The organism is Acinetobacter sp. YQ_14, assembly GCF_043102985.1.
Lineage (GTDB): Bacteria > Pseudomonadota > Gammaproteobacteria > Pseudomonadales > Moraxellaceae > Acinetobacter > Acinetobacter venetianus.
The window spans coordinates 85,227-98,481 of the sequence record NZ_JBICJJ010000028.1; the positions used below are offsets into that span (position 1 = coordinate 85,227).

The window sequence follows — 13,255 nt, forward strand, 5'->3', positions numbered from 1 at the left end:
AACAATTGCTTTGATCAATACTTAACTTAGATTTATGAAAACCCTAAAAATTGCAACTCGACAAAGCCCACTTGCTCTTTGGCAGGCCGAGCATATTCGTTCTCGTTTAAATGCGCTTTATCCAGATTTAACGGTTGAATTGGTTAAGTTTGTGACGCAGGGTGACAAGATTCTTGATACGCCCTTGGCTAAAATTGGCGGCAAGGGTTTATTTGTAAAAGAGCTAGAGGCTGCTTTACTCGATGGGCGTGCTGATTTGGCTGTACACTCGATGAAAGACGTGCCGATGCACTTGCCTGAAGGTTTAAGTTTGGCAGTGATCTGCGAGCGTGAAGATCCCTTAGATGCTTTTGTATCAAACCAATATCCGCATTTTGATGAATTACCGCAAGGTGCCAAAGTTGGGACTTCAAGTTTGCGCCGTAAATGTCAGATTTTACAGCAACGTCCTGATTTAGAGATTATTGATCTGCGTGGGAATGTTGGCACACGTTTATCGAAACTAGATGATGGTCTGTATGATGCGATTATTTTAGCAAGCGCAGGTTTAAAGCGTTTGGGCTTAGAAGATCGTATCCGTCATTGTTTAGCGCCAGGTGTGAGCTTACCTGCAGTGGGACAAGGTGCATTGGGTTTAGAATGCCGTACAAATGATGATGAATTATTAAAGCTTATCCAACCTTTACAACACGAAGAAACCTCGATTTGTGTGCGTGCTGAACGCGCATTCAATGCCTATTTAGAAGGTGGATGCCAAGTTCCAATCGCAGGTTATGCGACTTTGCAGAACAATCATTTGCAAATTGAAGGGCGTGTGGGCAGTGTTGATGGTAAAACGCTACTGAAAGAACAGTTAGATGGCACAGCGGAAAATGCTGAAAAATTGGGTGTTCAGCTCGCACAACGATTATTAGAGCAAGGCGCTGGTGAACTGCTCAAAGCGCTTTATTAATGTTATTTATCAATACTCGCCCACAAGATAGAGCCTCTACATTAACAGAGGCTCTTGTTGATGCGGGGTATCAGGTTGAAACATTACCATTGCTTGAACTGACAGCTGTGCCATTTTCTATCGAGTTGCAGCAGCTCTATCAGCAGCTTGAACAAACTCAAGTGATTGTTGTGGTGAGTCCTACAGCCGTTGAGGTTGGAATGCGATATCTGCAACAAGCAAACATTGATTTGGTGCAGTTAACACATATTCGGTGGATTGCTGTGGGGCAAGCAACCGCACAGGCATTGGCAAAATTTAAAATAGAAAGCCTCGTTCCTGAGGTAGAAAGTTCTGAAGGCATGCTGGATTTACCAATTTTAAAGCAACAAGATCAGCTCAAACAGATTGCTTTTTGGCGTGGTTTAGGTGGGCGGCAATTCATGATGCAGCAATTACAGCAACAAGGGGTTTCTGTTCTCAATTTTGTGCTTTATCGCCGTCAGTGTCCTGAATTAAGTGTCCTAAAAATTCCTACAATTTTAAAAAATATTGAATCTCATCAGCAGGTTGCTGTGTTGATTAGTAGTGAAGCCAGTTGGAACAATTGGCAACAATTAACCTCACAAAATCAAGTAGAAGCAGAGTGGATCTATTTGACACTTGGTGAGCGACTGACACAGTTATTAACACATTCACAAGCATTGTTAAATCAAGCAAGTAACATTATTCAGCTTGAAAAGTTATCTGCATCAGAGATTATTCACCGTATGCGTTGCTGGCAAGGAAAGGTATGAGAAAAATTGTTTATTTGATTCTATTGCTAAGTTTATTGTGGTTAGCAAAACTTAGTTATGATGTCGCGCAATATTCTCAAACAACACCTGAATTACAACAGCAACTTGCCCAAACTGAGCAACGTTATTCCTTACTCAATGATCAATTTGTAGCTTTACAGCGCCAAGTGCAGAGTGGACGCGCTGCAGAACCTGTTGAAAATAGTATTCCACCTCCGATGATGATGGTGGGCGTTGCACCTGTTATTTTAATTAAGCAACATTTAGAGTTGGTTCAGTTTGCTATTGATCAACAACAGTTTATTTATGCGTTAGAGCACCTCAACCAACTACAACAACAAATCGTTCAATACAATGTGGCTCCTGCTTTACAACAAAGTTTAATGAAAGCGATAGAGCAAGATCGTCTTGCCATTCAGCAGTATGTTTTAGCTCAAACTCAGCAACAGCAGCAGCTAGATAACTTATTGCAGCAACTGGATCAGCGTTTACAAGCCGAGATTGATAATCCAACCGTACAAAAGGTAAAAAGTGAAAATCGGGCTTGGTGGAAATGGTTTAGTTTTGAAAAAGTGCAACGTGCCGCACCAGATTTAATTAACCGTTCAATTATCTTAAAAGAAGCTCAGCTACGTTTATTGCTAGCATCTCAAGCTTTACATCACAATCAGATGTCTGAATATCGAAAATCAATTTTAGAGGTGATGCAGATATTGGCAAATCTGCCTGATCGAGATAGCCAGCAAATGAAAATGAAATTGGAAAAAATTTCAAATTTACCTACTGTACCTGCACCAAAACTTACAACACTTGGTTTGCTTGGATAATTAACGATGAAACATTTATTGCTGATCTATTTATTTGCAACATTGTTGATATTTGCAGCTTTTGCGGTACTGAGTTTTGGTTACGGAAATGGTTATGTTTATATCTATTGGCGAGATTGGCAATTTCAAAGTAGTGCTTTGGGGCTGATTGCGCTCTTTATCGTGATTAGTTTGTTGGTGCAATTGGGATGGTTGTTTGGTAAACGTTACTTTGTAAGAGAGCAGCGCAAAAAAGAGACTGTTTTAAATTTCAAAGAACTTCACCCTTATGAGCAATTGGGTATTGTTTGGCTGTTAGATGCGGCTAAAGATCAACAAGTCTTTATTGAGCGCGTTTTTGCTCAGTCAGGCTTGCTGAGTAATATTATTGATGCACAGTTCGATTATAGAAATGGCGATTTTGATACTGCCTTACAAAGTTTAGATAAATCAGCACCGATGGCATTTGAATTGGCTGAATTGTTACGAATAGATATTTTTTTAGAACGGCTAGAAACTGAAAAAGCGCTGACACATCTCGAATTTTTATCTCAGCACCAACTTTCGCCTTGGTTGACCGAGATTGAAAATGCATATCAACAGCGGATGACTGCATTATGGGGGAAATTAGCCTTACAAAAACCTTGGATATTTTTGCAGACAACACAGCATGGTTTATTAGATGCAGAGCATCGTGACTTGTGGTTGCAGCAACTCTTAATTCAGTTTGAACAGGCTTCAGTGGATGACTTAGCACTGCTACAACAGCGTTATTTGGCATTGCAATCAGAGATTCAGCTTCGTCCATACAGCAGTAAAGTATTATGGCTAAAACTGTTGGCACGTATGCCAGAAATGGGGCTTCAGCATGCTGATCTGGCTTTACATTTATTGCAAGAGCATTTTGACCCAGAAGTCTTTTATCTTTGGTTCCAGCAGCAGTTATTAAAGCAAATTCCAGATTATCCCTATGTTGAGCAGCGTATTCTTCAGCTTGAACAAAAATATACCAGTGTCCCGATGCTAACATTTGCGAAATGGCATGTTTATATGGCAACTGAGCGTAAATCTGAGGCAGAACAGCTATTGGCTTTATATCCAGATAATATTCTAATGAGTTATCTACGGATTAAATCAACTCTGGATGACAACCCTGATTTAATCAGACAGTTGAATTTAATCTTTGAAAATGATGTTAATTTTCTTAATTTTAAGATATGAGTGTAAATATGAAAGAGTTGTCTGTCTATCCTATCGTTCATGAACAAACCGTTGCTTGGGGTGATATGGATGCTTTTGGACATGTAAATAATGTACAGTATTATCGTTATATTGAGAGTGCCCGAATTGCTTATTTAATGGCTTTAAATATATTCGATCAAGATATATTGACGGTTGTTGCATCTAGTCAGTGTAAATACTTAAGTCCTGTATTTTATCCAGATGTGCTGCATATTGGTGCGAGAATTGAGGAATTAAGGAATAGTGCTTTTCGTATGCATTATGTCTTATGGAGCAAAGCACAAAACCAAGTAGTTGCTACAGGAGAAGCTGTACTTGTCTGTGTGACGAAGCATGACTCAAAGAAAGTTAATATTCCTGATTCAATCCGAAATAAGATTATTCAACTCGAATCTAATGCTGGGCATAATCTAGTATCCCATTAATAATTATAAAGACTATTATGTCTATTTTGGTATTTTATTGCGAAGATTTATACAGTTGTTATTGATGGTCAATAGAAATTATAGTAACTGTATAAATTATCCAATAGGTAAAATATTTCATAAAAATTAAGATTCAATTAATATTTATAATAACCAAGTGTTAAATTTTTTTATTATAGTTCTTAAGTTTGATTAAATATTTTGACTTAAATTTAGGATTTTTCTTAGCTTTATTGTAAATATAAGCTGATTTATTGAGGTCTTGTGATTAAGTCGACTATTTTAATATTGATTATTTAATTGTATATAAATTAATATTGAATTGAATTTTTAATTCATTTTTTATTTTTGAGTGATATATCCCCTTTTTGAGTTGGAGTGGTTCTAATGAAACCAGATATTAGTGATTTGTCTGTTGAAGATCTAAAGCGTTTACAAGCAGAAGCAGAAGCTTTAATTGCGAGTAAAAAAGATCAGGCAATCGAAGATGCTTATAATCAAATTATCGCGATTGCTGAAAAAGTTGGCTTTAGCGTAGAAGAGTTACTGGAAGTTGGCGAGCAAAAGCGTAAAAAAACAACACGTAAAGCTGTAGAGCCACGTTATCGCAATAAAAATAATACTGAAGAAACTTGGACTGGTCGTGGTAAGCAACCACGCTGGTTAGTTGCAGAATTAGAAAAAGGTGCAAAACTTGAAGATTTCTTAATCTAATCAAGTTTGAAAGTCATCGTTTTGTCATACGATGATTTTATCCTTCATTAAAAGCCAGGCTTAAAAAGCTTGGTTTTTTTATATGAGAGAATTGGCGATGTTGAAAAAGTATGCATAATGTCATTTATAGAGCGAGTGTCTCAACACGGATGATATTTTGCATGTTGGTAAGGGTTGAATGAAAAAAAAGACCAAGCAATGGAGATGGTGGATTTTCGCCATTTTTGCATTTTTAATTTTTATTATTTTACAGATTCCAGCGACATGGTTAATTGCGAAATTTTCAAAAAATAATCAAATATTACATAATGTCAGCGGTAACATTTGGCAAGGGCAGGCAGATTGGCAACGTGGTCAATTGAGTGGTTCTGTTCATTGGAAAACACGCCCTTTAGATTTGCTGTTACTACGCCTCGGTGCTCATCTTGATATTCATAGTGGCAATACTCAATTCAATGGGGTTTTTGGCTATGGTCTAGGCCAAAAAATCATGATTAAGGATTTACAAGGTGAAATTTCACCGGAAACCTTAAAATACTTCGCTAACTGGCAATGGCCAGAAAATGCGATTCAGTTAAAAGATGTGCAGTTGAATTATCAAAAAGAAAAAGGATTCAGTGCAACTGAAGGGCAGCTAAATTGGGGCGGTGGTGCATTGACTTATACATTCGGTCAGCGCCAAGATCGTATGAATATGCCTTCTTTAGTTGCTGAAATGAAAGATGAAAACGGACAATTACAAATAGATGTTCGTGATCAACGTAGCCAAAAAATGGCAAATCTCAGTTTAGATGCTGGCTTAATGTTGGACGTACAACTTACCCAGCGAATGCTTCTTAATATTCCATCCTATCAAGGTAAAGCGGGTTTAGACACTTATGTGGTCAGCTCACGCCAACCGTTATTGCAGGGTGGTTTCTAATGAAAGTCATCACTCAAAAAATGCAACAGATACGTTTGCAGAAATTAGATAAGTTAAGTGGTTTGGTTCTCGCATTATTAATTTTATGGTTATGTTGGAAACTCGCATCATTATTTTGGTGGGTGATCGTACCACCACAACCGATGCAGTTTGATCGAGTGCAATTAGGTTCGCAGCAAGCTCAAGTCCCAAATATTAGTTCTTTTGCTTTATTTAACGAACCTGCAACAACCTCAGCGGATGATAATGCCAATTTAGAGTTACAAGGTGTGTTACTTGGTTATCCAAGTTATTTGTCTTCGGCGGTAATTAAGTTAAATGATATTGCAGAGCGCTATCGTGTAGGCGAAACAGTTGGTTCGACGTCTTATCAGTTGGCTGAGGTCTACTGGGATCATGTGATCTTGAGACAAGGTAATGGCGCAACGCGTGAAGTGAAATTTAAAGGCTTAGATAAAGGGTTATACCAACCAATCGCGCCAGTATTAGGTGGTACGAATAATGCAGCACCACCTTCTTCTGCACCTCAGCAAGCTACGCAAAATACACCGCAATCTGCTTTAGGTCAGGCCATCCAACAAATGCAGGAAAACCGTGAACAATACTTAAAAAATATGGGTGTGAGCGGTGGTGGTGCAGATGGCTATGAAATATCAGATCGTACACCAATCAGTTTAAAAAACACTTTGGGTTTACGTTCAGGTGATCGTATTCTATCGATCAACGGTCAAACAGTAGGGCAAGGACTCAGTGACGTACAATTACTAGAGCAAGTGCGTCGTGAAGGACATGCCAAAATAGAAATAAAACGTGGTGATCAAGTGATGACCATACAACAAAGTTTTTAGTGATGGAACGTCACCACATAAGTTAGGAATAAGTGCAGGTTATGGCTTTATTGAATCATCAACGTCCACTTTGGGCATTACTTGCTGCAGCGCCTTTAGTTGCGACAATCAGTACCAATGTGCAAGCACAGACATGGAAGATTAATCTACGTGATGCGGATTTGACGGCATTTATTAATGAAGTGGCTGACATTACGGGTAAAAACTTTGCGGTTGATCCACGCGTACGCGGAAATGTCACGGTTATTTCAAACAAGCCTTTAAATAAAGATGAAGTTTATGATCTTTTTTTAGGGGTGTTGAATGTCAATGGTGTGGTGGCACTCCCTTCTGGAAATACGGTTAAGCTTGTCCCTGACAGCAATGCAAAAAATTCGGGGATTCCGTACGATGCGCGCAGTCGAGCGGGTGGTGATCAAATCGTTACGCGTGTCATTTGGTTAGAAAATACCAATCCGAATGATTTGATTCCTGCATTACGTCCTTTGATGCCACAATTTGCACATTTAGCTGCTGTGGCTGGAACTAATGCATTAATTGTTTCAGATCGTGCAACCAATATCTATCAGCTTGAAAGTATTGTGCGTAATCTAGACGGCACTGGTCAAAATGATATTGAAGCGATTACTTTGCAATCGAGTCAGGCTGAGGAAATTATTGGCTTATTGGAAACAATGAGTGCAACAGGTGCTTCAAAAGATTTTATCGGTTCACGTGTACGTGTGATCGCGGATAACCGTACCAACCGTATTTTGATTAAAGGTGACCCAAACTCACGTAAACGTTTACGTCACATGATTGAAATGTTGGATGTTCCTTCGGCTGATCGTTTAGGTGGACTCAAGGTCTTCCGTTTAAAATATGCGAGTGCGAAAAATTTAGCTGAAATTTTACAAGGCCTAGTAACAGGACAGTCAGTTTCATCGTCATCATCAAATAGTGGTAATTCCTCTTCTAGTAACTCAATTAACAATCTGATTTCGAATAATCAAAACTCTAGTTCTTCAACGGGCTCATCATCTTCTATTTCAACACCGTCGATTAATCTAAATGGTGGTTCAAACAACAATCAAAATGGTGGTGTCACAAGCTTTAATGGTGGTGGAGTGAGTATTATTGCGGATAGTACTCAAAATGCTTTGGTAGTGAAGGCTGATCCTCAGTTAATGCGAGAAATAGAAGCGGCTATTCAACAGTTGGATATTCGTCGTCAACAAGTTTTGATTGAGGCTGCAATTATTGAAGTGGCTGGTGATGATGCGGATCAATTAGGGGTTCAATGGGCATTAGGTGATATTAGTAGTGGTGTAGGCCTTATTAATTTTACCAATGTCGGGTCAAGTTTATCTAAGTTAGCTGCGGGTTATCTAACTGGTGGTGCAGCCGGTTTAGGTTCAGCTGTTGGTGCGGGGTCATCCATTGCGTTAGGTGATTATAAAGAAGGCGCAGATGGTTCGCGTAAATTGTACGGTGCGCTCATCCAAGCGTTAAAAAGCAATACCAAGTCTAATCTGCTTTCTACACCATCGATTGTAACGATGGATAATGAAGAAGCGTACATTGTTGTTGGTCAAAACGTTCCTTTTGTTACAGGTTCTGTGACGACGAATAGTACTGGTGTGAACCCTTATACGACTGTTGAACGTAAAGATGTGGGGGTTACTTTAAAAGTTGTTCCTCATATTGGTGAAGGTGGATCGGTTCGTTTAGAGGTAGAGCAAGAGGTTTCTGCGGTTCAAGAAAGTCGTGGACAAGCAACTGATTTGGTCACCAGTAAGCGAGCAATTAAAACAGCAGTTCTAGCAGATCATGGGCAGACCGTTGTGCTTGGTGGTTTGATTTCCGATAATACGGTCCAATCTCGACAAGGTGTCCCAGTTCTTAGTGATATTCCTTACTTAGGTCGATTGTTTAGAGCGGATAGCAAGACGAATGAGAAACGCAATTTACTTGTTTTTATCCATCCTACCATCGTAGGCGATGCGGATGATGTTCGACGTATTTCTCAACAACGTTATAATCAACTTTATAGCTTGCAGTTGGCAATGGATAAAAATGGTAACTTTGCAAAATTACCAGAAAATGTGAATGATATTTATCGCCAACAACCTGTGGCAACGAATAGTTCTCCTTATCAGAAAGTTCCAACAGCAACTCAGCAAAATCAATCTGGCGCTGTTTCAACACCTGTAGCGGAAGATAGACCTGTTGTACAGCAAAAATCAGTTGCACTTCCTGTAAAGGAAACTGAACGCAGTAAAAATACGGTGACAACAACAACGATTCGCCCAGCATCTTCACAGTAGATGCACAGAAGACCTTATGCGACAATGTTACAATTGCAAGAAATTATATAAGGATATGCATCTATGACTTGGAAATTACAAGCCATTACAGGTGAATTTACGGGGCAAGAAATTAGTGTTGAACGTGATATGTTGGTTGGGCGCCATCAAGATGCTGATTTGCTGCTGCAATCGGCAGATATATCACGTCGACATGCTGCATTGTTGCTGAAAGATCAGCAGCTTTGGGTGCAAGATCTGAATTCTTCTAATGGAACATTTATCAATGATCTAAAAATTGAGCAAGAGACAGAATTGAATGATGGTGATATTGTTCAATTTGCAAGCTTTATGTTTTCTGTTCTTGCCCCAGTAAGTGTTGCAGATTTGCCTGAAATTGAAGCTGAGCCTGTATCATCTTCGGCACACGATCAAGGAATGCCTAGTATTGCAGAACGCGCTGCAGAAACTTCTATTGCTCGAGATGGTATGCCACAACAAGTGACAATACCAAAACCAGCACCAATTCCAGAGGGTGTGGATGTCAAAGTCACTGCGCCTGAGCAACAACCAGTTGTGATTGAAGAGCCAGTTTCTCGTGTTGAACAAGAAAAAGAACAGCAAAATGCTTCTGTAGGCTTAATTTCAATTATTGTGTTGGTGATTTTAGCTGTGATTGCATGGTTGTTCTTTAAATAATCGATCTAAGCTTTTACAATCAAAGGCATGCTATTTGAGCGTGCCTTTTGTTTTTGAGTGAAAATATGTCTGTTGCACAGTTACAACATCGCGATCTAATTTTATTTGATTTGGATGGAACTCTAGTTGATTCAGCTGCTGATTTATATCGATCAATGAATCTCAGCTTGGAACAACTAGGATGGCCTTTGGTGACTGAATTACAAGTTCGAGAGTGGGTTGGTAAAGGCGCAGCAAAATTATGCGAAACAGTGCTTGAGCATTTGTTTGGTCAAGTTGATGCACAAAAGCAGAAAAAATTACTCGATACTTTCTTGGATGTTTATGCACGTGAGCTATGTGTAAATACCACAATTTATGATGGTGTCTTAGCTTTCTTGGAGTACTGTCAAAGCCATAATATTTTAATGGCATGTGTGACTAACAAGCCTGAGCACTTGGCTGAGGGAATCTTAGAAAGCTTAAAGCTCTCTTCTTTTTTTGAAATGGTGGTTGGTGGTGATACTTTGCCAGAGCGCAAACCACATCCGTTGCCTTTATTACATTGTATGCAGCAGCAAAATGTTGATAAGGCAGGCACATTAATGGTAGGTGATTCCAGTAATGACGTGGAAGCGGCTAGACGTGCAGGTATTGATTGTATTGTGGTTAGCTATGGCTATAATCATGGTGAAAACATCTATGATTGTCAGCCACAACAAGTTGTTGATAGTTTATTTGAATTGGTTGAAGAAGATCAAATAAGGAGAAAGGCATGAGCTTGGTTATGGTTTTTCGATGGCGAAATTAAAGCAAGATCGAACGAAAACGCAAAGAAACTTAACCATAGAGAATATTCATGACTTCACAAGTACAATTCGAACAGCTGAAATCGGCTGGCTTCAATACGATTCCTGTTTATCGCCAGCGTTTGGCGGATACAGAAACGCCGCTTTCAGTATTTGCTCGTTTTAAAGAACAGAAACAAGCCTATTTATTTGAATCTGTAGAGGGTGGTGAAAACTGGGCGCGTTACTCCATGATTGGTTTGGGTGAATCGACCGTTTTTTCATGTAATGCTGGGGTTTTAACGATTCAGCAGGCAGATGGCTCGGTAACAGAACAGCCGTGTGCTGACCCGTTTCAGTATATCCGTGAATTTCAAAGCCAGTTTAAAGTACCGACTCAAAAAGAAATTCCAGATTTGCCGAGTTTTACTGGTGGTTTGGTAGGGTATTTGGGCTATGACGCTGTTCGTTATATTGAGCCAAAACTCAAAAATGTTCCAACTGCGGATCCTGTAACACTACCTGATTTATGGTTAATGTTGTCTCAAACAGTTATCGTATTTGATAATTTAAAAGATACCTTGTTTTTAATTCATCATGCGGATGCTAAACAGCCAAACGCGTATGATCAAGCTCAGACTAAATTAGATCAACTTGAGCAATTGCTTGCAATCCCAGTGAGTTTACAAGCTAAGCCACATACCAAGCCGAACTTTGAGTCAATTACGGGGCGCGAGAAGTTTCTTCAGACTGTTGAAAAGGTAAAAGAATACATTCGTGCTGGTGATGTAATGCAGGTGGTGCCTGGGCAACGTATGGTGTCTGATTTTGATGGAGAGGCCTTGCAGGTTTATCGTGCTTTGCGTCATTTAAATCCATCACCTTATTTATTCCTTGTACAAGGGCAGACCATTACTGATCAAAAGCCTTTTCATATTGTAGGTTCATCGCCTGAGATTTTATCTCGTTTAGAGAATGGTATTGCAACAGTTCGTCCATTGGCTGGAACACGACCTCGTGGTAAGACCAAAGAAGAAGATCTTGCTTTAGAGCAAGATTTACTGGCAGACGAAAAAGAAATTGCTGAGCATCTCATGTTGATTGATCTTGGTCGTAATGATGTTGGGCGTGTTTCAAAGATTGGTAAGGTTCAAGTAACGGACCGAATGGTCATAGAGCGTTATTCGCATGTCATGCATATTGTGTCAAATGTGCAAGGTGAAGTTCGAGATGATGTTGATGCTTTAGATGTATTTAAAGCAACGTTCCCAGCAGGAACACTTTCAGGCGCGCCAAAAATTCGTGCCATGGAAATTATTGACGAAGTTGAGCCTGTAAAACGCGGTGTTTTTGGTGGTGCAGTTGGATATCTGGGCTGGCATGGTGAAATGGATATGTCTATTGCGATTCGAACCTGTGTTATTCGTGAAAATAAAGTCTATGTGCAAGCTGGTGCGGGACTGGTTGCAGACTCAAATCCTGAATCAGAGTGGAATGAGACCCAAATAAAAGCTCGTGCAGTGATCAAAGCGGTTGAATTATCGTCAAACGGGTTGATTTTATGAGTTTTTAAGGTTTTTTTTGAAAAAACCACTTGCATCGATTCAGAGTTTTGCTAAACTGCACACCGTTCCGATACGAAACGTACGAAACGCTAAGAAAGAGCCGGCATAGCTCAGTTGGTAGAGCAACTGACTTGTAATCAGTAGGTCCACAGTTCGAATCCGTGTGCCGGCACCATCTTAAAGTGTACTGTGTGAGTAGTAAAGGAAAGCGCTGAAATAAGTGCGACGTGGTGGGATTCCCGAGCGGCCAAAGGGGGCAGACTGTAACTCTGTTGCGAAAGCTTCGAAGGTTCGAATCCTTCTCCCACCACCATTAACTTCGAATGAAGTGGTTAATACCAATGTCGTGCGGGAGTAACTCAGTTGGTAGAGTGGCAGCCTTCCAAGCTGCATGTCGCGAGTTCGATCCTCGTCTCCCGCTCCATCGAAGGATAATCGCTCTTATAGCTCAGTGGTAGAGCACTCCCTTGGTAAGGGAGAGGTCTCGAGTTCAAATCTCGATAAGAGCTCCAGATATACAGCTTAGTAGAGTTTTCTACAAAATTTTAAAGAAGCAGGCTTTTATAGTCTGCTTTTCAAGTATTAGGTGTCTAGTTTTTTAGGCAAATGTCGATAAAGAAGGTTTTTCAGGGTTGTTTTTCTCTAAACTGGTGTCGACGTAAACGAGGAAAATCAAATGGCTAAGGCTAAGTTTGAACGTAATAAACCACACGTAAACGTGGGTACAATTGGTCACGTTGACCATGGTAAAACAACTTTAACTGCTGCGATTGCAACGATCTGTGCAAAAACTTACGGCGGTGAAGCTAAAGATTACGCAGCTATCGACTCTGCACCAGAAGAAAAAGCACGTGGTATTACAATTAATACTTCACACGTAGAATACGATTCTCCAACTCGTCACTACGCTCACGTAGACTGCCCGGGTCACGCCGATTATGTTAAAAACATGATTACTGGTGCTGCTCAGATGGACGGCGCGATCCTTGTATGTGCTGCGACGGATGGTCCAATGCCACAAACTCGTGAACACATCCTTCTTTCTCGTCAGGTTGGTGTACCTTACATTCTTGTATTCCTTAACAAGTGTGACCTTGTTGATGATGAAGAATTACTTGAATTAGTAGAAATGGAAGTTCGTGAACTTCTTTCTACTTATGACTTCCCAGGTGATGACACTCCAGTTATCCGTGGTTCTGCTCTTGCTGCGCTTAATGGCGACGCTGGTCAATATGGTGAGTCTTCAGTTCTTGC

13 protein-coding genes and 4 tRNA genes are annotated in these 13,255 nt (G+C 40.0%); all 17 read left to right on the plus strand.

Going from position 1 to position 13,255, the window contains the following annotated elements; genetic code table 11:
• Positions 1 to 34: 34 nt before the first annotated feature.
• Positions 35 to 952, plus strand: coding sequence for a hydroxymethylbilane synthase (gene hemC, locus ACF8D3_RS15750; protein ID WP_392472335.1), 918 nt, complete (start codon positions 35 to 37; stop codon positions 950 to 952).
• Entirely contained in the window at positions 952 to 1,728 is a 777-nt protein-coding gene (locus tag ACF8D3_RS15755; RefSeq protein WP_392472336.1) for a uroporphyrinogen-III synthase, read from the plus strand. The genes hemC and ACF8D3_RS15755 overlap by 1 nt, the downstream gene beginning before the upstream one ends.
• A complete protein-coding gene (locus ACF8D3_RS15760; protein WP_023013653.1) occupies positions 1,725 to 2,555 on the plus strand; it encodes a hypothetical protein in 831 nt (276 codons plus the stop codon). Before ACF8D3_RS15755 ends, ACF8D3_RS15760 begins: the two co-directional genes overlap by 4 nt.
• 6 nt (positions 2,556 to 2,561) lie before the next feature.
• Positions 2,562 to 3,755, plus strand: coding sequence for a heme biosynthesis protein HemY (locus tag ACF8D3_RS15765; RefSeq protein ID WP_392472338.1), 1,194 nt, complete (start codon positions 2,562 to 2,564; stop codon positions 3,753 to 3,755).
• Between the two features lie 8 nt (positions 3,756 to 3,763).
• The gene (locus ACF8D3_RS15770; RefSeq protein ID WP_004876395.1) at positions 3,764 to 4,201 is read left to right on the plus strand and encodes a thioesterase family protein; all 438 of its coding nucleotides are present in this window, start codon (positions 3,764 to 3,766) and stop codon (positions 4,199 to 4,201) included.
• Between the two features lie 387 nt (positions 4,202 to 4,588).
• Positions 4,589 to 4,915: an H-NS family nucleoid-associated regulatory protein gene (locus tag ACF8D3_RS15775; protein ID WP_004876396.1), complete on the plus strand. Its 327-nt coding sequence runs from the start codon at positions 4,589 to 4,591 to the stop codon at positions 4,913 to 4,915.
• Between the two features lie 178 nt (positions 4,916 to 5,093).
• Positions 5,094 to 5,837 carry a type II secretion system protein N gene (gspN, locus tag ACF8D3_RS15780; protein ID WP_392472341.1) on the plus strand — a complete coding sequence of 248 codons (744 nt, stop codon included), beginning with the start codon at positions 5,094 to 5,096 and terminating at the stop codon, positions 5,835 to 5,837.
• On the plus strand, positions 5,837 to 6,685 hold the full coding sequence (locus ACF8D3_RS15785; RefSeq protein WP_392472344.1) for a type II secretion system protein N: 849 nt from the start codon (positions 5,837 to 5,839) through the stop codon (positions 6,683 to 6,685). The genes gspN and ACF8D3_RS15785 overlap by 1 nt, the downstream gene beginning before the upstream one ends.
• Before the next feature lie 41 nt (positions 6,686 to 6,726).
• The gene (gene gspD, locus ACF8D3_RS15790) at positions 6,727 to 8,991 is read left to right on the plus strand and encodes a type II secretion system secretin GspD (RefSeq protein WP_392472346.1); all 2,265 of its coding nucleotides are present in this window, start codon (positions 6,727 to 6,729) and stop codon (positions 8,989 to 8,991) included.
• 63 nt (positions 8,992 to 9,054) lie between these two features.
• Positions 9,055 to 9,669 (plus strand): FHA domain-containing protein, encoded by a 615-nt coding sequence (locus tag ACF8D3_RS15795; protein WP_392472347.1) that lies wholly within the window; start codon positions 9,055 to 9,057, stop codon positions 9,667 to 9,669.
• Positions 9,670 to 9,734: 65 nt separating this feature from the next.
• On the plus strand, positions 9,735 to 10,427 hold the full coding sequence (locus ACF8D3_RS15800) for a phosphoglycolate phosphatase (protein ID WP_023013657.1): 693 nt from the start codon (positions 9,735 to 9,737) through the stop codon (positions 10,425 to 10,427).
• 80 nt (positions 10,428 to 10,507) lie between these two features.
• Entirely contained in the window at positions 10,508 to 12,001 is a 1,494-nt protein-coding gene (gene trpE, locus ACF8D3_RS15805; RefSeq protein ID WP_392472349.1) for an anthranilate synthase component I, read from the plus strand.
• A 99-nt stretch (positions 12,002 to 12,100) separates the two neighbouring features.
• Positions 12,101 to 12,176: transfer RNA gene (locus ACF8D3_RS15810), tRNA-Thr, on the plus strand.
• 54 nt (positions 12,177 to 12,230) lie between these two features.
• Positions 12,231 to 12,314: transfer RNA gene (locus ACF8D3_RS15815), tRNA-Tyr, on the plus strand.
• 35 nt (positions 12,315 to 12,349) lie between these two features.
• Positions 12,350 to 12,425 (plus strand) — tRNA-Gly (locus tag ACF8D3_RS15820).
• A gap of 13 nt (positions 12,426 to 12,438) precedes the next feature.
• A tRNA-Thr gene (locus ACF8D3_RS15825) sits at positions 12,439 to 12,513 on the plus strand.
• A 164-nt stretch (positions 12,514 to 12,677) separates the two neighbouring features.
• On the plus strand, positions 12,678 to 13,255 hold a 578-nt coding region (locus ACF8D3_RS15830), incomplete at its 3' end, for a GTP-binding protein (protein WP_392471164.1).